Here is a 19,162-nt window from a genome sequence, read left to right as displayed (position 1 = left end):
AAAGGCTACCTGAAAATTTCAGGTAGCCTTTATGCTGCCTATCGGCCTCAAGCCAGCTCTTCCTGCCACTGCTCTAGGAGCTTCTGCCATTCGCCTTCGTGTTTGTGGCCTTGGGCGATGGCTTCTTTTAGATGGGAAATAGCTTCGCCGGCGTTGGCGCGCACGCCCCAGCCGTGGTAGTAGAGGCAGGCGAGATTGTAGTGTGCCACGGGGTCGTGGCGGAGGGCGGCTTTTTTAAACCAGGCGGCGGCTTTCTCGAAATCTTTGCCCACGAATTCGCCTTGGAAAAACATCATGCCGAGGTTGGTTTGGGCACGCGGCAGGCCGTATTCGGCAGCGGCTTTATACAGCGAGAAGGCTTGGCCGATGTCTTGGTTTACGCCGAGGCCGAAGTGGCAGGCGAAGGCTTGGCGGTAGTGCTCTTCGGCCAGCTGTTCTTCTTTGTCGGGTAGGTGGCAGACGGGATCGGAGGGGCGGCGCTGGGGTTTCACGGGCTCGGCCAGCTTTTCTTTGGCTTCTTCGTGCCCGTTGAGCACGGCCTGCTCATACCATTGGCGGGCGAGTTTGTCGTCTTTGGATACGCCGAGGCCGTAGCGGTATACGTCGCCCATTTGGTACATGGCATCGGCGTTGCCGAGGCGCACCGCCTGCTCGAGGCAGCGGATGGCGGCTTCGAAGTTTTGCTGGATGCCCTGCCCGGTGAGCAGCTGGCGGGCGAGCAGGTTGAGGGCTTCTGAATCGTTGGCGTTGGCGGCCTGGATGATCCATTGCACGGCGAGTTTGGGGTCGGCGGCGCAGCCGATACCGTTGAGGCGCATGTGGCCAGCTTTGCTTTGCGCGGCCACCACGCCTTTGGCGGCCACGCGCTCATACCAATGCAGGGCTTTGGCTTTGTCCATGCCGCCGAAGCGGCCGGTTTCGTAGAGGCGGGCGAGCTGCCATTGGGCATCGCCGTAGTCGTGTTCGGCAGCGTGTTTGAGCCAGCTAATGCCTTGGCGCACGTCGGTTTTGGTACCGAGGCCGTGCAGCAGGGCGTAGGCCATGTGGTATTGCGCCTGCGGTTCGCCCAATGCGGCGGCGCGGGAGGCCCAGGCAAAGGCTTTTTGGTGCTGGCCGTGGGCGGCGGCGTTTTCCATCAGCCACACGATGGCCTGCGGGAATTTCTGCGCGGCCAGGTGCTGCATCACTTGGCTGGCGGCCAATACGTCTTGCTGCATGCCTTCGCCGTTGGCCTGCATCATGGCCAGGCTGTAGGCGGCGTTCAGGTAGCCCGAGGCGGCGGCGCGTTCGAGCCAATAGAGCGCGGTGGCGTAATCTTGTGCCGTGTATTTGCCTTGGCGGTGCCATTCGCCCAGTTCGTATTGCGCCTGCTGGTGGCCCATTTCGGCGGCTTGGCGCATATCGGCCAGCGCGTCTTCCCGCGTGTCTTCCGCTTCCACAAGCTCTTGGGCGCGGCGGTAATACGATTCGGCATCGGGCAGGGCGTTTTTTTCGGCCCTGCCTGATTTGCCCGGTTTGCGTTTGAGTGCAAATTTAATCATTCGTTCCCACCGTATCGAATCTTGAAAACAACGTCTGCCGCAGCGCGTTTGCCGGGCAGCCGCTCCTCCCTTGCTGCTTTCCTGCCGGCGCCCCTATATTTGGCGGCACGGCTGCATCTTGTTAATATACAGTCATTTTAGCATGCCTGTCCTGCTCTGTGGCAGCCCGAAGCCGCTATTTAGGGCTACCTGAAAACCATGCGGCGCATAAAAATTGCGCGTTATCCCGCCTGCAATCGCCGTTCATTTGATTTTGGTCAATGTAGCACCCGGGCAATCTCCCTATAATCGCTTCCAAGTTGAAAGGATTTGGTTTCGGCGGGTTTTGAAACCGGCCGGCGAAAGCAAAGTAACCTGTTTCTTGTAACACTGGATTCATTTTCCTCTTGATGTGTGTGTGTTTAGGTGTGGCTTGTGCCACACCTTTTTTTGTCTGCGATTTGCGTACGGCTCGGTTAAAATACAGTTTTTCCCTGCCACCTCCTCCCCATGCTCAGCTACCGCCACGCCTTCCACGCCGGCAACCATGCCGACGTGTTCAAGCATTTCGTTTTATTCCTCATCCTCAGCTATTTCAACCGCAAAGACAAGCCCTATTGGTATATCGATACCCACAGCGGCGCCGGCCTTTACCGCTTAGAAGAAAACCAAGCGCAGAAAACCGGCGAATACCGCCAAGGCATCGAGCGCCTGCTCGCCGCCCAAGCCCTCCCCGCCGAGCTCGAGCAATTCCGCCAACACCTGCACAAACTCCTGCCCCAGCCCCAACTCTACTGCGGTTCTCCCCTTCTCGCCCAAAGCCTGCTGCGCCCCGGCGACAAACTGCGCCTGTTCGAGCTGCACCCCGCCGACTTCCCCCTTCTCCGGCAAAACACCGCCGCCGACCGCCGTATCATCGCCAAACAGGCCGACGGCTACCCAGGCCTGATTTCCCTCCTACCACCCCCGCCGCGCCGCGCCGTCATCCTCATCGACCCACCCTACGAACAAAAGCAGGAATACCGCCAAGCCGTGCAAACACTAGGCGCCGCACTCAGCCGCTTCGCCACCGGCTGCTACGCCCTCTGGTATCCCTGCCTTTCGCGCGAAGAAAGCCGCAGCCTGCCCGCCGAACTGCGCAAACTGCCCGCCGCACATTGGCTGCAAGCCGAGCTGCACGCCCACGCTCCCCGCGCCGACGGTTTCGGCATGCACGGCAGCGGCATGTTCCTCATCAACCCGCCCTACGTGCTGGCCGAACAGCTCACCGCCAACCTGCCCGCCCTGGCCGAACTCTTGGCTCAAGACAGCGGCGCGCATTTTGTGTTGGAACAGCACGGCGGGTAAGCGGATTTTGGTTTTGCAGAAACTCTGCTGTACCCATTTTAACTTCGTTGAAGCTTCGCTTTCAGGTAGCCTTTACTTGGGTAAATAGTGGCTAACTATTTTTCAGGTAGCCTCCGCAGCTAGCTGAGGGCTACCTGAAAACGATGTCTTGCGCAGTAAGGCTGAGTTTCTGCGGAGCTAAAGCGCCAGTTTCAACGAAATTAAAACCAGCAAAGCCAGTTTCCATGCAGCCAAAACCCCGCCCTATTTTTCAGGTAGCCTTCCCCCAAGCAGCCGCTTCCCGATATGTTAAAATAAACAAGTTTCAAGTTCGCAAACACACCATGACCAAGCAATATTCCGAAAGCAGCATCAAAGTCCTCAAAGGGCTCGAGCCGGTAAAAGAACGCCCCGGCATGTACACCCGCACCGACAGCCCCACCCACATCTGCCAAGAAGCCATCGACAACGCCGCCGACGAAGCGCTGGGCGGCTTCGCCAGCCGCATCAGCGTGGAAATCCACGACGACGGCTCCCTCTCTGTGTCCGACAACGGTCGCGGCATCCCCGTGGGGCTGCACCCCGAAGAAGGCATCCCCGTGGTCGAGCTCGTGTTCACCCGCCTGCACGCCGGCGGCAAATTCGACAAAACCAGCGGCGACGGCGCCTACGCCTTTTCCGGCGGCCTGCACGGCGTGGGCGTGTCCGTTACCAACGCGCTCTCCACCCGCCTAGAAGTGACCGTGCGGCGCGAAGGCCGGGTGTACCGCATTGTGTTTGTCGGCGGCGACGTGCTCGAGCCGCTCACCGAAACCGGCAAATGCCCCGCCAAAGACAGCGGCACCACCCTGCGCATCTGGCCCGACGCCAAATATTTCGAAAGCCCCAACTACGACATCGCCGAAATCGAACGCCTGCTGCGCGCCAAAGCCGTATTGCTGCCCGGCGTGAGCGTATCCCTCACCCGACCCGGGCTACCTGAAAAATCCACCCAAACCTGGCACTACCCCAACGGCCTGGAAGGCTACCTGAAAACCCTGCTCGCCGAGCAGGAAACCACCCTGCCCCTGCTCACCCTGGAAAACCACGTTTCCGGCAGCCACCACGGCGACTTTGCCCACGGCGAAGGCGTATCCTGCGCCCTCACCTGGCTGGAAGAAGGCCGCATCAGCACCGAAAGCTATGTGAACCTCATCCCCACCCCCGCCGGCGGCACCCACGAAGCCGGCCTCAAGCAGGCCCTGTTCAACGCCGTCTCCAACTTCATCACCCACCACAACCTCCTGCCGCGCGGCGTAAAAATCCAAAGCGACGACGTGTTCGGCCGAGTCGCCTTCGTGCTTTCCGTGCGCATGCTCGACCCGCAGTTCCAAGGCCAAACCAAAGACAAGCTCACCAACCGCGACGCGCTCAAGCTGGTGGCCGCCTTGGCTGGCGATCCGGTGGAACTGTGGCTCAACCAAAACCTCGAAGCCGGCAAGAAAATCGCCGAGCTCGCCATCAAACAGGCGCAGGAACGCATGCGCTCGGTGAAGAAAATCGAAAAGAAAAAAGGCAGCGGCATTTCCGTGCTGCCCGGCAAGCTCACCGACTGCGAAAGCGAAGACATCCGCGAAAACGAGCTTTTCCTGGTGGAAGGCGATTCCGCCGGCGGCTCCGCCAAGCTCGCCCGCGACCGCAACACCCAAGCCATCCTGCCCCTGCGCGGCAAAGTGCTCAACAGCTTCGAAGTGCACCGCGACCAACTCTTCGCCAACACCGAAATCCACGATATTTCCGTGGCCATCGGCGTGGATCCCCACGGCGCGGAAGATGAACCGGACCTCTCCGGCCTGCGCTACGGCAAAATCGCCATCCTCTCCGATGCCGACGTAGACGGCTCGCACATCCAAGTGCTGCTGCTTACCCTGTTCTACCGCCACTTCCCCGAGCTGGTGCGGCGCGGGCACATTTATGTGGCGCAGCCGCCCCTGTTCCGCGTGGACGTGGCCGCGCAGGGCAAAAAAAAGCCCGCGCGCAAGTTCTACGCCCTCGACCAGGCCGAGCTCGACGGCATTTTGGAAAAACTGCGCAAGGAAGGCCTGCGCGAAAACCACTATTCCATCAGCCGCTTCAAAGGCCTGGGCGAAATGAACCCCGACCAGCTCAAAGACACCACCATGCACCCCGACACCCGCCGCCTGCTGCGCGTGCACATCCCCGACGGCAGCGACCGCCCCACCTACGACGTGTTCGTGAAGCTGATGGGCAAAGGCGAATCCGCCCAACGCCGCAGCTGGATGGAAGCCGAAGGCGATAAGGCCGAACTGGATATTTGATACTTTCAGACTTACCGAGCTATTTGATAATTTCCTCCACTCAGGAATCGCACCATGAAAACAAACAAAAAAGTGCCAGCCGTGCAAGTATTGCTGCCCATTTTGATTTTTGCCGCCCTAGGCCTTGGTTTGTGGTTTGCTTTTCCCGATCTACGGGCATCATCTGTTGGGAAGGATCAGGAAAACAATCTGCCTGTGGCCGCCTCCGATGCCGACTTCGAAAATGAACAGGAAAACATCTCCTCCATTCCTCCTTTGGAAACCGAACCGCCCGCACCACCTCAAGATGACGAGCAACAGCCCACTCCACTCAGCAACTACCCGCTTGCCGCCCATAGCTGGGGCGACATCTTCAACCCGCAGCAATCTGTGCCGTCACATGGTTATTTTGCCTGGTATATCAATACCAACCAGCCCAAACAGGTTGTTGGCCGCGAAACGGTAAACAACATCACCATCAACTATCCTTTCGACCGATTCCTCGGTATCCCGTCTGAAGACTTCGGTGCTTATTGGGCAGGCCGGCTGCACGTTCCGCAGCGCGGTGCCTACCGTATCTCGGCAGACATCAGCTGGGCGAAGATGCGCGTGCTGCTAAACCGGCATATTATTGCAGAGGCTGAAAATTCTGTTAAAGATCAAACGATATTGCTCGAACCGGGCAATTACTTGCTCGAAGTGGAATATATCAACAATTGGCACACCACCGGCTTCCAGCTTGCCGTTGCCCCGAAAATCGAAGAAATAGATAGTTCCGCCCTATCTGCCATCTTGGCTGCCAAGCAATTACCGGCACAAACCGTAACCTATGCCGTAGGCGTGTATGAAAGCGACAATCGGGACAACCGCCTTATCCTGCAAGCACCTGCTGGTAATACCCCCTACATCCTGATTCTCAGTAGTTATCATGCCGTACATTGGAGCATCCAAGGTCGTGCGCCGCAACTTGTAATCTACAACAATGCAGACAGCGGCAGCACCGTCAGCACGGTTGGCAACGTAATGCAAATCGCTTGGTCTGGCCAGATACCCTTCCATATAACTAACCAAAAAGCTTCAAATTGTTATTGCACGGCAGCCGAATTTCATTGTGAATACCGCAGCATCAACCTGAGAGATTTCGCCGCCAATATCCGGCAGCTAACCGGTTTTCCGCTAAAAGGCTTCAGTGGGAAATACAGCGCAAACTACCTGCCTATTCCGCAAACCGTCATCGATGCCGCCAGCATTGCCGACAATGCCCGCAGCCTGCGGGAAATCGAGCAAGCCCGGCAAGCCTGCACCAAACGGAACAACGCAGGGTTTGAAGAAATGATGCAACACTGATGCCGGTTATGGCTAACCCAAAAGGCTACCTGAAAATTTCAGGTAACCTTTTCCCATGTTCCAACTAAGGCCGACAAGCTTTGCCGATTGGTTTTCAGGTAGCCTTTCCGGCATTCCGCCTAATCGATCCCGATATCCAAGCACACTATCTCGCCGCACCACTGCTGCGCGGCGGGGCTGGCGTGTGCCGGTTTGTAGGCGGCGAAGGCGTAGGTGAGCTTGGCGCGGAAGGTGTCGGCGGCGGCTTCGGCGGTGTCTCCGTTGAGGCCGGTGGGGATGTCGAGCGCCACTTTATAAGCCGCGGCTTGATTGAGCAGGCGGCAGCACTCGGCGGCCTCGGGCGGCAGGCTACCTGAAAAACCGGTGCCGAAAATGCCGTCTATGATCAAGTCGTAACCCTGCTCCAGCGCAGCGGGCAAAGCTTGCGGCGGCAGGAAGCGGATGCCCGCCAAGCCATGCAGGCGGCGGCGGTTGGTTTCGGCCAGCTCAGACAGCGCCTCGCCCAGCAGCAGCACGATATCCGCCTGCCAGCCGTGCTGCTGCAACACGCGGGCAATCACCAGCGCGTCGCCGCCGTTGTTGCCCTTGCCGCACACCAGCAAGGCACGGCCGGGCTCGGGCAGGCGGCGCAGCAAATCGGCCGCGGCGGCCTGGCCGGCGTTTTCCATCAGCTGCAAAAAGCTGCTGCCGGCCGCCACGGCGGCCTGTTCGCGCGCGCGCATTTGGGCGGCGGTGTAGATTTTGGCATCGGCGGTAAGGGGCATGGTGTTTCTCCTGCGGGCGGGTTGAAGGTTTCAACAAAGATTTTATGCCCTGCCAAACAAACAGGCTACCTGAAAATTTTAGCTGCGCAGAAACTCGCAAAGCTCGTTTTCAGGTAGCCTGTGTTTGATGTGCGGCTTAACGCGCGTGCTGTTTGGGCTGGCGGCGCAGGTTATTCGGATACGATACATGCGTTTCCACCTTGCCTTGTTCTACGGCGTTGAGGATGGCTTGCCCTCTTGGGTCTTGCGGGAAGCGGCGGGCGTATTCGCGCAGCAGGGGCAGGGCTTCGCTGCGTTTGTTTTGCGTCAAGAGGGCGGTGGCCAAATCGAGGCCGCGTTCTTTATGCCCGGCCTGATAGGCGGCGCGCAGCAGGGGGATGGCGCGTTCTGTGCGGGCGCTGGAGGCTAGGAAGGCGCCGAATTCGCCTTGGATGGCGGGTTTGGCGGCGGCGGGGGCGAGGGTGAGCAGCCGGTTGTAGTCGGCTTCGGCGCGGTCGGCATAGCCGGGCTGGTCGAGGTTGTGCCCCATCCAATTGAGGCGGGCGCGCATTTGCAGCAGGGAGAGGTAGTCGCTGTGGGGCACGGCACCGGGGCGCGGGGTGTTGTTTTCGATGAGGCTGTCGAGCAGCACGCCGATGGGGCGCAAATCGGCGATGGCGCGGCGGCGGTCGGCGTCGTTGTCGAAGTGTATGGGGTAGCTTCCCGCGTGGACGGCGAGGTTGTCAAACGCGTGCCGCAAGGCGGGCAGGTTTACGGTGATGGGCGGGTGTTCGGGGCTGCCGCTCACCAAGCTTTCCGGGTTCAGCGGCGGATAGGGCACTGCCAGGGCGGCAGCGGAACACACGGCAAACAATAAGGCTGTTAGATAGTTTTTCACGATGTTTTCATTCTCTGTTTGGGTTAAACAATCTGCCAAAGGCTACCTGAAAATCCTGAACCCGTTTTAACTGCGTTGAAGCTCACGCTTTCAGGTAGCCTCTATTTTGCCCGCTGCAGCAGGCGCAAGGCGTTGGCCGACACCAACAGCGAGCTCAGGCTCATCCCCAGCGCCGCCAGCCACGGGGTAACGAAACCCGCCGCCGCCAGCGGCACCATAACCAAGTTGTAGCCCGCCGCCCACCACAGGTTTTCACGCACAATCCACGCGGTGCGCCGGGCTTGGGCGGTGAGGTAGGGCAGCGTGCGCATATTGCCGTTGAGCAGCAGCACGTCTGCCCCTTCGCGCGCCACGTCCGCGCCTTCGGCCACCGCCACCGACACGTCCGCCTGCGCCAGCACCGGCGCGTCGTTGATGCCGTCGCCCACCATCAGCACTTTGTGCCCCTTCGCCTGCAAATCCTGCACATAGGCGAGCTTGTCTTCCGGCGTGGCCTCGGCGCGTACCGCATCCAGCGGCAAACCGGCCGCCACGGCATCGGCCGCCGCCTGCCTGTCGCCGCTGAGCAGGAGCAGGCTCAAGCCCTGCCGTTTCCACTCCGCCAGCATGGCGGGCACTTCGGGCTTCATTTGATCTTGCAGCAGGAACACGGCGGCAAAGCCCTGGCGGCTGCCCAAATACACCGCGCCGCCAGCGTGCTCCGCCTGCAAGTTTTCAGGTAGCCTGCCCGAAAGCTCGGCCACATAATCCGCCCGCCCGATGCGCCATTGCTCCAGCCGCCCATCCTGCCGCACTTGCGCGCCGATGCCATGCCCGGCGCGGTTGACATAGTTTTCCGCTTCCAATTTCAGCGGGCCGGCAGGCAGGCCGGCAATGGCACGCGCGGCGGGGTGTTCGCTCTGCCGCTCCAAAAGCTGCGCCAGCGCCACGGCCAGATCGCGGCTCACGCCCTCGGCGGTGCGGATGGCGCACACGGCCAGCCGGCCGGTGGTGAGCGTGCCGGTTTTGTCCAGCACCACGGTGTCCACCCGCGCCAGGGTTTCTAGGCTATGCCCGCGGCTGATGAGCACGCCCTCGCCCGCCAAATGGCCGGTGGAAGCCGCCAAAGCCGCCGGCGTGGCCAGCGACAAGGCGCACGGGCAGGTGGCCACCAAGAGCGACACGGTAATCCACAGCGCGGTTTGCGCATCGGCATACCAAGCCCAGCCGGCAAACACCAGCGCGCTCAGCAGCAGCAGCGCGCCCACAAACCAAGCCGCATAGCGGTCGGCCAGCTCGACCATGCGCGGCTTTTCCGCCAGCGCCCTATCCAGCAGGCGCACAATGTGCGACAGCCGCGTTTGGCTGCCCGCCTGCTCCACGCGCACAACGAGCGGGCTGCCGCCGTTGAGCGTGCCCGCGGTAACCGCATCGCCCGCCGCTTTCGGCACGGGCAAACTCTCGCCGCTGAGCATGGCCTCGTTCAGCTCGCTCTCGCCTGCCAGCACCACGCCGTCGGCCGGCACCACCTCGCCCGGCTTCACCAGCAGCACTTCGCCCGCCGCCAGCTTGGCCACCACCGCCTCCTCCGCACGCTCCATATCCGGATAATCCGGCAGCCGGTGGCAAAACGCCGGCACCAGCTTCACCAGCCGCTCCGAAGCATCGCCCGCCTTGCGTCGCGCCAGCTGCTCCAAATAGCGCCCGCCCAGCAGCAGGAACACAAACATCGACACCGAATCGAAATAAATCCCCTCTTCCCGCCCCTGCAACAGCGCCAAAAGGCTACCTGAAAACGCCGCCGCAATCGAAACCGCCACCGGCGTATCCATACCCGCGCGGCGGTTTTTCCAATCGCGCCACGCCCCCTTGAAAAACGGCACCGCCGAATAAAACAACACCGGCAGCGTGAGCAGCATGCTCGCCCAATGCAGCATCCACAAAAAGCGCGGCTCAATTTCGCCCGCATAAAGATAAGTGGGCACCACATACATCATCACCTGCATCATCGAGAGCCCCGCCACCCACAAGCGCGTGAGCGCCTGCTTGCGCTCCGCCGCCGCCTGCGTTTCCATGCGCCGCGCATCGTAAGGCGAAGCCTCGTAGCCACTCTGGCGCACCCGCAGCAGAATATCCGACAGCGCCGCTTGCGAATTATCCCAAGCCACCCGCGCGCGCAGCGTGCTGTAGTTGATTTCCGCGCGCAGCACGCCGGGAAGCCGCAAAAGCTGCTGCTCAATCAGCCACACGCAGGCCGCGCAGGTGACCCCGCCCAGCATCAGCACCGCCTCGCGCTCGTTCCCCTCCTTCGCTTCCACAAACTCCGCCTGCACATCCGGCAGGTCGTACAGCTTGAGCTGCGCCAGCATTTCCGGCGGCGGCAGCACCGCCTGCTCCGCCTCGGCCGTGCGGCGGTGGTAGTAGCTGCCCAGCCCGGCGGCGATGATGCTCTGCGCCACCGCCTGGCAGCCCGCACAGCAGGCCGGATGGGCGGCGCCTTCAAACTCAATCGGCATATCCAGCCCCTCGGGCACGGGCAGGCCGCAGTGGAAACAGGTATCGGCTTGGGCTTCGGTGTGGCTCATGGTGTGTGTTCGCTTATAGAATGGCGCGGATTATAGGCTACCTGAAAGCGAAGCTCCAAGACAGTTCAAACGCAGCGCAGCTTTTTTCAGGTAGCCCCAAGCCCGGGGATAGAGGCTACCTGAAAGCGTGAGCTTCAACGCAGTTAAAACGGGCGAAGCGAGTTTCTGCAAAGCTAAAGCCGAAAACCCTGTACCATATAGCCTGCACCGAAATTTTTCAGGTAGCCTCTAAGGGAAACAGCCAGAGCGGTAGTATTGAAACGAGATGGTTTAGGGAAGGCTTATTTGGTGTTTTCAGGTAGCCTTTTTGCGATTGATTAAAAGATAGGCAAAAACATGGAGTATATGGAAGATGGAAGAACAGGATAAACCAGTGATACAAGATGAACAAAATGCAGGGCTTAAACTATTTGCAATAAAAATCATATTTTTGGTTTTTATGATGGTTATTTTGTCGGCATGGATTCCTTTTTGGATACTCCCGGATAGTATGATGAAACCACGTGGTGAGATACATTCTGAATTTAAGTTTTTCTTATCAGATCCGATAATAAGTAAAGACAGAAATATTTATATGCTCAACAGGCAGCTTTACTCGTTTCAGGTGACGGATTATGAAGATGGAGAATTGTTTGATGAAAATAATCCAAAGTATACGGTGTGTGGGGTTTATAGCTACGCATTATCAGGGAATGTTAAAGATTATAACCAAGAAAATCTAATCTACGAACTGAATGATAGGCTTGGAAATGAATATAATTTTGAAACATATCAGGATGATGGTGTTAATAGGAAATGGAGGGAAATTAAATATATAAGGGCAAGAGAGTTCCAAACGCTATGGTTTCCGATAAAATATTTGAATAACCTTTTAATTCATCGTAAACAGGTAGATAAAGATATGAGTCTTATCCCTAGAATTGAGGGACAGCAACAAGGAATACCAATACCTCGTGATTTTAATTATATGATACCGTGTATATCTACAATGAGCAGACAGGATTCAATGCTAGGCGGGTATATTGGCAATAGGTCTGGTAGAGAATACCATAGATTTCTTTCAGATAAAGAATTGCAACAGGAAAGAGAAAGAATACTAAGGGTATTATCTGCACCTGATACTATTGTAAGAGTAGATATGAGCAAGTGGTTGGTTTACTTTTATAACCCAAATGAAAATAGAATGGTTGTTGTAAAGTAATTTATATAAATATTAGTAATATAGTAATAAGCGCAGCACGCGTAGGGTGTATGCGGAACGCACACACGCGTTGCCTGAACTTCCCGTATCCGCGTGCGTGGCTGCGCCACACACCCTACCGTGCCAAACCAAACCCGAAAGGCTACCTGAATTTTTCAGGTAGCCTTTTCCGCCGAAATCCAGGCCGCGCCAGCCCTTGGGCAATACTGCTATAATGCGGCGTTTTGTATGGCCGCTCCCGGCCGTCATCCCTGGCTGTCATCCCAAGCTGTAATTAGTTATCCACCGTTTTTCAGGTAGCCCCTATCGGGCTGCCGGCAGTTGTGAAATATGAGCAAGAAACCTTCCCGCAAACCGGCCAAGCCGAAGCCGAACCGGCACAATCCCCCTTCCAAATCCGCGCGCCGCGCCAAGGTGCCCTCTGCCGCAGCGGCGGCCTCGCAATCCATTTCGCTGCTGGCGGATATGCTGTGGCTTTTGGTGCTGCTGCTCACGGTGTGCCTGGCGCTGGCGCTGGCAAGCTTCACCATGGAAGACCCGGCCTGGTCGCGCAGTATTCCCAACGATGCGGCGCCGCGCAATCTGGCGGGGCTGGCGGGGGCTTATATGGCGGATGTAGCCTATTATCTGTTCGGGCTGTCGGTGTGGTGGCTGCTGCTGGCGGCGGCGGTGTGGCTGTATCACAATTTCCGCAGCGTGAAGCAGAGCAGCGAGAAGCCGTATCACTTGGGCATGGGCTTGGGCGGGGCGGCGCTGCTGCTGTTCGGCAGCCCGCTTTTGGAGGCGGCGGCCTGGTCGGCAGAATTGCGCGAAAGCCTGCCGATGGGCGCGGGCGGCTTAATCGGGCAGTCGCTCGGCAGCGGGTTTACGCGGCTGTTGGGCGTATCCGGCAGCCTGCTGGTGCAGGTGGTGCTGATTGTGGCGGGGCTGTCGCTGTTGTTGCAGGTGTCGTGGCTCACGCTTTTGGAAAAGGCGGGGGCGCAGCTGGAATGGCTGTGGTATAAGCTCATCCGCCGGCCGCACCGGTTTGTGCGCGAAATGCCGAACGCGAAATTTGCCCGCCGCATGGTGCGCGCGGCGAAAAGCATCACGGCCGAGGAGGTGGAAACCGTGGCCGGAGCCAGCAGCAACCGCAAGCCGGTGACAGTACAGATCAGCCAGCCGGCCGAGCAGGGGCTACCTGAAAAACCGGCGCCGGAGCGGCAGAAAGATTTGTTCGACCCAAAAGGCCAAACTGAAGACGGCGAATACCGCCTGCCCGAGCTGGATTTGCTCACCCGAGGGCAGGAGCACAAGCCGGACATCAACCCCGAGGCGCTGCAACGCATGGCCGAGCGCATCGAAGCCAAGCTGGCGGAATTCGGCATTCAGGTAACCGTGGTGAGCGCCACCGCCGGGCCGGTGATCACGCGTTTTGAAATCGAGCCGGCGCAGGGCGTGAAAGGCAGCCAGATCACGCACCTTGCCAAAGATTTGGCGCGCTCGCTTTCCATGCAGTCGGTGCGCGTGGTGGAAACCATCTCCGGCAAGAGCACCATGGGCATCGAAGTGCCGAACGAGAAGCGGCAGGAAGTGCTGCTGCGCGAAATCCTCTCCTCGCCGGTGTTTGCCGAAGCGCAGTCCAAACTCACCGTGGCGCTGGGCAAAGATATTGCCGGGCAGCCGGTGGTGGCCGACTTGGGCAAAATGCCGCACCTCCTGGTGGGCGGCATGACCGGCTCGGGCAAATCGGTGGGCGTGAACGCCATGATTATGTCGATCCTGTATAAGGCCGCGCCCGATGAAGTGCGCTTCATCATGATCGACCCGAAAATGCTGGAGCTCTCGGTGTACGAAGGCATCCCGCACCTGCTCTGCCCGGTGGTAACCGACATGCGCGAGGCCGGGCAGGCGCTCAACTGGTGCGTGGCCGAAATGGAAAAACGCTACCGCCTGCTCGCCCACGCCGGCGTGCGCAACCTGGTCGGCTTCAACCAGAAAGTGGCCGAGGCCGCCGCGGCCGGCAAACCCCTGCCCAATCCCTTCAGCCCCAATCCCGACGAGCCCGAGCCGCTGCAAAAGCTGCCCTATATCGTGATTGTGATCGACGAATTGGCCGATTTGATGATGACCGAGAAAAAGGCGGTGGAAACGCAAATCGCCCGCCTGGCGCAGAAAGCCCGCGCCGCCGGCATGCACCTCATCGTGGCCACCCAGCGCCCCAGCGTGGACGTGGTAACCGGCCTGATCAAAGCCAACATCCCCACCCGCATGGCCTACACCGTGCAAAGCCGCATCGACAGCCGCACCATCCTCGACCAAATGGGCGCCGAAGACCTGCTCAAATACGGCGACCTGCTCTTCCTCCAGCCCGGCAGCGCCGAGCCCGTGCGCCTGCAAGGCGCCTTCGTGAGCGACCACGAAGTGCACGAAGTGGCCTCCTTCGCCAAACGCCAGCAGGGCGCCGACTACATCGAAGGCCTGCTCTCCGGCGAAGCCGCGCAAGAAACCGTGAACGCCGTGCACCCCAATGCCGGCAGCGACGAAATGTTCGACCAGGCCGTGGCCTTCATCCTGGAAAGCCGCAAAACCTCCATTTCCTCCCTGCAACGCCAGCTGCGCATCGGCTACAACCGCGCCGCCAACCTGATGCAGGCGCTGGAAGATGCTGGCATCGTCTCCCCCGCCGATGTGAGCGGCGCGCGCAAGATATTGGCCAGGAAGGATGATTTGTAGTGCAACTTTTTCAGGTAGCCTCTTGCAATGGGAAAGGCTACCTGAAAACCAAAACCGCAGGCCAAGCATTCATGCCCGACAAAGCACCTGCATTTTCAGGCAGCCCCAAGCACACAACAGGCTACCTGAAAAATAAAAACCAGCTTGAAAAATAAAAACCAGCTTGCCAACCCTTTTCAGCCAGCCCCCAATAACAACACACACCGCCCAACCACCGCAAGGAACCCAAGCCCATGCCCCGCTTCCTCCCCGAGCCGCCCCTAGGCCACCATCCCGCCCGCGTCGGCATCCTGCTCATCAACCTCGGCACCCCCACCGCCCCCACGCCCGAAGCCGTGCGCCCCTACCTGCGCCAATTCCTCTCCGACCAGCGCGTGGTCGAGCTGGCACGCTGGCTGTGGCAGCCCCTGCTGCGCGGCATCATCCTCCCCTTCCGCGCTAAAAAAAGCGCCCACGGCTACCAGCAAATCTGGCAGCCCCAAGGCTCCCCGCTGGCCGTGCTCACCGCCAAACAGGCAGCCGCCTTGCAACGGCAGCTGCCGCAAGTGCTGGTGGAGCACGCCATGTCCTACGGCGAGCCCTCCGTGGCCGACACCATCGCCTCCATGAAGGCGCAGGGCGTAAACCGCCTGCTGGCCATCCCACTCTACCCGCAATACGCCGCCAGCAGCAGCGGCGCCGCGCTCGATAAAGTGCTGAACGAGCTCACCAAACAGCGCAACCAAATCAGCCTGCGCACCGTCAGCCGCTTTTATAACCACCCCGACTACATCCAAGCCATGGCCGAACATATCCGCGCCCACTGGCAGCAGCACGGCCGCGGCCAGCGCATCCTCTTCAGCTTCCACGGCATCCCCGAAGCCGCCGTGCAGCAGGGCGACCCCTACGCCGCCGAATGCCGCGCCAGCGCCCAGCTCTTGGCCGAAGCCCTCCATCTTTCCCCCCAAGAATGGTATCTCGCCTTCCAAAGCCGCTTCGGCCGCGCCCGCTGGGTCGGCCCCGCCACTTCCGACCTGCTCACCGAACTGCCCGCCAAACACAACGTCCGCGAGCTCGACGTATTCTGCCCCGGCTTCGTGAGCGACTGCCTCGAAACCCTCGAAGAGCTCGCCATCCAAGGCCGCGAACAATTCCACGAAGCCGGCGGCCGCACCTTCCGCTTCATCCCCTGCCTCAACGACAACCCCGTCTTCATCCAAGCCCTCGCCGACCTCGCGCGGGAAAACCTCGGCGGCTGGGTGTAAAGGAAAGGCCGCCAGGCTGGCTGAAAACAAACAAAGGCTACCTGAAACGAGCTTTGCAGGTTTCTGCGAAGCTGAAAAATTTTCAGGTAGCCTTTATCCCTGCCTTCCGGCCGGTCAGCCTTTCAGGTAGCCGTACACCGTAAAGCAAAACTCGCTCTCCGCATACGGAATACTGAAGCGCTCCAATATCGCGCGAATACCCGCGCTGTTGTCCACAATTTCCGGCGCAATCAAATGCCCGCGGAATACGGTACGGAATTTCTCGATTTTCACCCATTCGATATCGAACATCGGGTAGAAATGCTCGTAGCCCCAATCGCCTATGCTTGAAGAAAGCTTGGCGATTTTGTGCTCGGTTTCAACTTCCGATTTATCGTTAAACAGGTATTTTATTTCATAGGCCGGCGCGTTTTCCCACTCATCCATCGCCCCGCGCAGCTCCCGCCATTTGGTGTTGTTCATCGCCCCCGCCAGCCGGTTCTGCCGCACAAATTCGCGCACGCGGCGGCGGTAACGTTCTTCTTTGCTTTTGAGTGCCTGTTCGTCTGTTTGCATGATTTTCTCCTTTCCCGCCAGGCTACCTGAAAACGCAGCTTCAACCAAGCGAACACGACACCTTGCAAAGCAAGGCTGGTTTTCTGCGAAGCCAACCGCCAATACCGGCTTGAAACCGTTTGCTGTTTTTCAGGTAGCCTTCCCGCCGCGCAAGCCCTACAATGCCGCCCTTCGGCAGCCAGCCCGGCCGGCTGCTTTTCCAATTATTCAAAAAGGGAAGCTCATGAAAAAATTTATTTTGCCCGCGCTGCTGGCACTGGGCAGCTTGGCCGCCAGCCAGTTTGCAGCGGCGAACCCGCAAGAACATTACTGCTATGCGATGTATGGCAACGGAGCCTGTGTGGATACTTCCGGCGGAGGCGGCGGCTACGACAGCGGGCCGACACGCCCCCGGGTGATAGAGCATCACGACTTTGCCGCCTTGGCCGCCGCGCCCAACCGCGTTTTCGCCGTTAGCAGTGGCCACACCGCACGCGAGGTCAGGCAGGAAGCCCTAAACCGCTGTCGGGAGAACGGCGGGCGCAATTGCCGCGTGATGGTAACGCGAAACGGATGCCTGGCCACGGCCAGGGGCAAAGATGCTCGCGGCGACACCCTCTATTTCTTTGGCGTAGGGGAGCGTATGAGGGATGCAGAAAATGACGCCCTAAACCAATGTAAAACAGGCGGCTACAAGGAATGCCAAGATTTCGATGACGGGAATTCCTTTGTTTGCGCCTCGCCGCGCCGCTGAGCGCGCCCCGCAGCCCGCAGCCCGGGCATGGGCGCCATTCCCGCCTGCCCATATTTTTCAGGTAGCCTTTGCCGTGATGCAACTGGGGCAACCCATATGCGTAGGGTGTGTGCGGAACGCACGCACGCGTTGCTTGAAACTCCGTATCCGCGTGCGTGGCTGCGCCACACCCACCGGCCTGCCAAAATTTTTCAGGTAGCCTTTAATTAGGATTACCCGTAGGTCGGGCATAAATGCCCGACACCCACGCTCTCCCATTACAAACGTCGGGCATAAATGCCCGATCTACATCACTTTTCAGGTAGCCTTCCAAATTGCCGCGCCCTACTCCGGCCAAAACGACGACACCAAGCTGATGGTGTTGTTAACCATATGAATCAGCACCGGATACTTCAAATCCTTGGTGTGCAGGTACGCCCCGCCCAGCACCAGGCCCATGGCGGAATACAGCAGGAAGGCGGGCTCCGTGGGCGGGTTGTGCAGGCTGCCGAACACGAAGGCCGAAGCCGCCAGCAGCGCAAGCCTTTTGCCCGGGCGGTCTGGCGCGCCGAAGTTCTGGAAGAAAATGCCGCGCAGCAGCAATTCTTCCAGCAGCGGCGCCAGCAGCACGATGTGCAGCACCATCGGCAGCGGCAGCTGGCGCACCATGTGCAGCAGGATTTGCTGGTTTTGCAAATCGTCCACTCCCCCATCCGCGCCCAGCGCGCGCATCAGCGCCTCATACAGCGGCCCCACGGCCAACAGGAGCAGCAGGTAGCCCGCCGAGAGCAACAGCTTTTTGCCGGAAATTTTGTCGCCCGGCGGGCGGAAATAGCCGTTTGCGCCGCGCCGATAAAGGCGGGCAAACCAATACAATACCGCCCCTCCCGCCGCGCCGAACAGCAGCGCTTCCGCCCCCTGCGCCGCATACCACGCCGCGCCGCCCGCCGTCCGCCAGCCCAGCGCCGCGTTTGCATAACCGAACAGGCCGAGCAGCACCGGCAATGCCATCATCACCAGCAAAAGGCCGAACAGCCGCAGCACGGCCAGCACCTTATCGCGCACCGCAGCCCCCTTCCTTCGGCTTGCTGACCAAAATATTGATCACCTTGCGCCCGGTTTTTTCAGGTAGCCTTTCATCTTCCTCATCGCGCGGCGCGTCAAACGACACGGTTTCGCTGTCGAAAGCCAAATCGCCGCCGTGTTTCAAATCCTGCCCGCGCCTGAGTCCAACGAAATCAAACAGTTCGGTATCGGCCAAATGCGAGGGCACCACGTTTTGCAGCGCGGAAAACATGCTTTCGATGCGGCCGGGGAAGCGTTTGTCCCAATCCTTCAGCATCTCGCCCACCACCTGCCGCTGCAAATTGGGCTGAGAGCCGCACAGGTTGCACGGGATGATGGGGAACTGCTTCAATTCAGCGTATTTGATCAAATCCTTTTCCTTCACATAGGCCAGCGGACGGATGACGATGTGTTCGCCGTTGTCGCTCACCAGCTTGGGCGGCATGGCTTTGAGTTTGCCGCCGTAAAACATATTCAGGAACAGCGTGGCCAAAATATCGTCGCGGTGGTGGCCGAGGGCGATTTTGGTGCAGCCCAGCTCTTTTGCGGTGCGGTAGAGGATGCCGCGGCGCAGGCGGCTGCACAGCGAGCAGGTGGTTTTGCCTTCGTCCAGCACGCGCTTCACGGTGGAATAGGTGTCTTCTTCCACGATTTTGAAGGGCACGCCGATGCTTTTCAGGTAGCCCGGGAGCACGTCTTCGGGGAAGCCGGGCTGCTTTTGGTCGAGGTTCACGGCCACGAGTTCGAAATCAATCGGCGCGGAAGCTTGCAGCTGGCGCAGGATGTCTAAGAGGGCGTAGCTGTCTTTGCCGCCGGAGAGGCAGACCATGATTTTGTCGCCCGGCTCGATCATATTGAAATCGTTGATGGCGTCGCCGACGGCGTGGCGCAGGCGTTTGCTGAGTTTGTTGGCTTCGTGTTCGGGTTTCGGTTTGTGCGACATGGCGTTTATTGGTGTAGCGGAAACGGAAAATG

15 protein-coding genes are annotated in these 19,162 nt (G+C 59.5%); 8 read left to right on the top strand and 7 right to left on the bottom strand.

Annotation, left to right across the window (positions count from 1 at the left end; all coding sequences use genetic code 11):
• Positions 1-47 precede the first annotated feature (47 nt).
• Entirely contained in the window at positions 48-1,541 is a 1,494-nt protein-coding gene (locus tag H9Q10_RS09165) for an SEL1-like repeat protein (RefSeq protein ID WP_197903658.1), read from the bottom strand.
• 489 nt (positions 1,542-2,030) lie between these two features.
• Here H9Q10_RS09165 and H9Q10_RS09160 point away from each other — a divergent pair, with 489 nt between their 5' ends.
• From H9Q10_RS09160 to H9Q10_RS09150, 3 genes are all read left to right on the top strand, one after another.
• Positions 2,031-2,867 carry a 23S rRNA (adenine(2030)-N(6))-methyltransferase RlmJ gene (locus H9Q10_RS09160; protein WP_197903657.1) on the top strand — a complete coding sequence of 279 codons (837 nt, stop codon included), beginning with the start codon at positions 2,031-2,033 and terminating at the stop codon, positions 2,865-2,867.
• A gap of 323 nt (positions 2,868-3,190) precedes the next feature.
• Positions 3,191-5,164 carry a DNA topoisomerase IV subunit B gene (locus H9Q10_RS09155; RefSeq protein WP_197903656.1) on the top strand — a complete coding sequence of 658 codons (1,974 nt, stop codon included), beginning with the start codon at positions 3,191-3,193 and terminating at the stop codon, positions 5,162-5,164.
• A 102-nt stretch (positions 5,165-5,266) separates the two neighbouring features.
• Complete coding sequence (locus H9Q10_RS09150; RefSeq protein WP_205229553.1) at positions 5,267-6,490, top strand: hypothetical protein; 1,224 nt, start codon at positions 5,267-5,269, stop codon at positions 6,488-6,490.
• A 119-nt stretch (positions 6,491-6,609) separates the two neighbouring features.
• Here H9Q10_RS09150 and H9Q10_RS09145 read toward each other — a convergent pair whose 3' ends face one another.
• From H9Q10_RS09145 to H9Q10_RS09135, 3 genes are all read right to left on the bottom strand, one after another.
• The gene (locus tag H9Q10_RS09145; RefSeq protein WP_197903654.1) at positions 6,610-7,254 is read right to left on the bottom strand and encodes an NAD(P)H-hydrate epimerase; all 645 of its coding nucleotides are present in this window, start codon (positions 7,252-7,254) and stop codon (positions 6,610-6,612) included.
• A gap of 136 nt (positions 7,255-7,390) precedes the next feature.
• Positions 7,391-8,131: a tetratricopeptide repeat protein gene (locus tag H9Q10_RS09140; RefSeq protein ID WP_197903653.1), complete on the bottom strand. Its 741-nt coding sequence runs from the start codon at positions 8,129-8,131 to the stop codon at positions 7,391-7,393.
• A gap of 101 nt (positions 8,132-8,232) precedes the next feature.
• A complete protein-coding gene (locus tag H9Q10_RS09135; protein ID WP_197903652.1) occupies positions 8,233-10,695 on the bottom strand; it encodes a heavy metal translocating P-type ATPase in 2,463 nt (820 codons plus the stop codon).
• Between the two features lie 352 nt (positions 10,696-11,047).
• On the opposite strand from H9Q10_RS09135, the gene H9Q10_RS09130 reads away from it, so the two are divergent.
• From H9Q10_RS09130 to hemH, 4 genes are all read left to right on the top strand, one after another.
• Positions 11,048-11,896 (top strand): hypothetical protein, encoded by an 849-nt coding sequence (locus H9Q10_RS09130; protein ID WP_197903651.1) that lies wholly within the window; start codon positions 11,048-11,050, stop codon positions 11,894-11,896.
• A 330-nt stretch (positions 11,897-12,226) separates the two neighbouring features.
• Positions 12,227-14,611, top strand: coding sequence for a DNA translocase FtsK (locus tag H9Q10_RS09125; protein ID WP_197903650.1), 2,385 nt, complete (start codon positions 12,227-12,229; stop codon positions 14,609-14,611).
• Positions 14,601-14,747, top strand: a complete 147-nt coding sequence (locus tag H9Q10_RS09120) for a hypothetical protein (RefSeq protein WP_197903649.1) — start codon at positions 14,601-14,603, stop codon at positions 14,745-14,747. The genes H9Q10_RS09125 and H9Q10_RS09120 overlap by 11 nt, the downstream gene beginning before the upstream one ends.
• 97 nt (positions 14,748-14,844) lie before the next feature.
• Positions 14,845-15,855, top strand: coding sequence for a ferrochelatase (gene hemH, locus H9Q10_RS09115; protein WP_197903648.1), 1,011 nt, complete (start codon positions 14,845-14,847; stop codon positions 15,853-15,855).
• A gap of 114 nt (positions 15,856-15,969) precedes the next feature.
• On the opposite strand, the gene H9Q10_RS09110 is transcribed toward hemH, so the two are convergent.
• The gene (locus tag H9Q10_RS09110) at positions 15,970-16,410 is read right to left on the bottom strand and encodes a DUF6678 family protein (RefSeq protein ID WP_197903647.1); all 441 of its coding nucleotides are present in this window, start codon (positions 16,408-16,410) and stop codon (positions 15,970-15,972) included.
• Between H9Q10_RS09110 and H9Q10_RS09105 the strand changes: the two genes are divergently transcribed.
• Positions 16,409-17,143 (top strand): DUF4189 domain-containing protein, encoded by a 735-nt coding sequence (locus tag H9Q10_RS09105; RefSeq protein ID WP_197903646.1) that lies wholly within the window; start codon positions 16,409-16,411, stop codon positions 17,141-17,143. The genes H9Q10_RS09110 and H9Q10_RS09105 overlap by 2 nt on opposite strands.
• A gap of 324 nt (positions 17,144-17,467) precedes the next feature.
• On the opposite strand, the gene H9Q10_RS12305 is transcribed toward H9Q10_RS09105, so the two are convergent.
• Entirely contained in the window at positions 17,468-18,187 is a 720-nt protein-coding gene (locus tag H9Q10_RS12305; RefSeq protein WP_197903645.1) for a CPBP family glutamic-type intramembrane protease, read from the bottom strand.
• Positions 18,177-19,130, bottom strand: coding sequence for a tRNA 2-thiocytidine(32) synthetase TtcA (gene ttcA / locus H9Q10_RS09095; protein ID WP_197903644.1), 954 nt, complete (start codon positions 19,128-19,130; stop codon positions 18,177-18,179). Before ttcA ends, H9Q10_RS12305 begins: the two co-directional genes overlap by 11 nt.
• Between the last annotated feature and the right edge of the window lie 32 nt (positions 19,131-19,162).

It is taken from the genome of Eikenella glucosivorans, assembly GCF_016025525.2.
Classification (GTDB): Bacteria; Pseudomonadota; Gammaproteobacteria; order Burkholderiales; family Neisseriaceae; genus Eikenella; species Eikenella glucosivorans.
The sequence above is the reverse complement of the archived record's forward strand: the minus strand, read 5'-3'. Positions and strand labels throughout refer to the sequence as shown.